Annotated in this window: 2 protein-coding genes and 1 pseudogene; 2 read left to right on the plus strand and 1 reads right to left on the minus strand. The window is 41.6% G+C overall.

The features are described from left to right. Positions 1-458 (plus strand): annotated as a pseudogene (gene trmE, locus ACS8FD_RS13690) (tRNA uridine-5-carboxymethylaminomethyl(34) synthesis GTPase MnmE); the annotation flags it as partial. Positions 459-554: 96 nt separating this feature from the next. After that, positions 555-1,013 (plus strand): transcriptional regulator NrdR, encoded by a 459-nt coding sequence (gene nrdR, locus ACS8FD_RS13695; protein ID WP_058369796.1) that lies wholly within the window; start codon positions 555-557, stop codon positions 1,011-1,013. A 232-nt stretch (positions 1,014-1,245) separates the two neighbouring features. On the opposite strand, the gene ACS8FD_RS13700 is transcribed toward nrdR, so the two are convergent. Further along, positions 1,246-1,729, minus strand: a 484-nt coding sequence (locus ACS8FD_RS13700; RefSeq protein ID WP_439276281.1) for a pantoate--beta-alanine ligase, incomplete at its 5' end; no start/stop codon positions are given.

Below are 1,729 nucleotides of genomic sequence, written 5' to 3' on the forward strand. Positions count from 1 at the left end.
CCACACCGTTGCAACTTGCAAAGCAGCTATTTGGCGAATTACCAGCCACCAAAAAACTATTAATTATTGCCAATAAAAGTGATTTGTTGACTCATAGCAAAGATAAAATAGCGATGACGGTCTCACAAAATGAAATCACTAATCGCGGTTATGAGCAAGTAAATGTTTCATGTGAAACAGGGGCTGGCATTGATACATTAATCGAAGAATTATGTGCTAAAGTCGGCTTCCATCCACCAGAGAATAGCCTCATCGCCCGTACGCGTCATATAGATGCGCTTAGACGGACGGCTGACTATCTAGCAGAGGCGCATGAGCAGCTAACGGTCTTTCAAGCAGGAGAGTTAGTCGCTGAAAGCTTACGTCAAGCTCAGCATAGTTTGGGTGAAATCACTGGTGAATTCAGTGCTGATGACCTACTAGGTAAGATATTCGGCAGTTTTTGTATTGGTAAGTGATTAGCAAACTACTGTTTCTATCTTCGATTGCCTGATAAAAAGCTTAAACTTATCAACAACGGCTCTTGCTCTTAATGTTAAAACAAGGAAATTACTATGCACTGCCCGTACTGTAACGCGTCAGATACCAAAGTTATTGACTCGCGTCTTGCTGCGGAAGGTGCGCAAGTGCGTCGTCGTCGTTCTTGTAACAGCTGCCAAGAGCGGTTTACCACTTTTGAGATGGTAGAGGTGGTGATGCCAAGAATTATTAAGTCTAGCGGCAAAATTGAGCCTTACGATAATGAAAAACTGCGTCGCTCTATCTTATTACCCTTACAAAAACGCCCTATCACGATTGACGAGCAAGAGGCGATGATTAGTCGTATTGAGAAGCGTGTCAGACAGATGGGAGAGCGAGAAATTAGTAGTAAAGTCTTGGGCGAGATTATCATGAGTGAGCTTAAAACTTTAGATGATGTCGCTTATGTACGCTTTGCCAGTGTCTATCGCGACTTTCAAGATATCGATGCTTTTCATCAAGAGATTGCCAATATCCGTCCTAATGAAAAATAGGCTATAGTCGATACCAAATAAAATCAATACGTTGTAATGTGAGACGCAACTGGTATAAATTTTTCTTGCTTGCTGTGTCTACGCTGACAGAGGCTGCAAAAAATTTATACCAGTCTCGCTGTATTGTTTTTATAGCGAATTGACCATATCTTATCGTCTACTTTGTCTACGAGCATGTTAAGCGTTTTCTGTCTTTTTGGTATTACCACACGTTGTGAATCCATCATTAAAACTACTCATTAATAGTGACAAACTCGTTATCTAATAGACGGGCTCTTCCCAACCAAGCGGCAACTAAAATAATAAACCGTTTTTCAACTATCTCGGAGCCTTCAGCAGTAGTTATTGAGACTAGCTGATCCGTTTTTATCTCTAGATAATCAATCGTGAATCCAGCATCAGTAAGGTACATGCGTGTCTCTGCCAATAATGCTTGCATCCTTTGTTGACTTAGCTTGCCAGTTGCTAGCTGCTGAGCCAAACGTTGAAGCGCTTGATGTAGTACCGACGCAATGTGACGCTCAGCGCTAGTTAAATACTGATTGCGCGAGGACAACGCCAAACCATCATCAGCACGGATAATGGGCGCGCCTATGATTTCGATCGGATAACTTAAGTCACGTACCAATTGCTTAATAATTGCCAACTGTTGATAGTCTTTTTGTCCAAATACTGCCAAATCGGGTTGGATAATATTAAACAGTTTAGATACCACA

Source organism: Psychrobacter sp. 1U2, assembly GCF_051847575.1.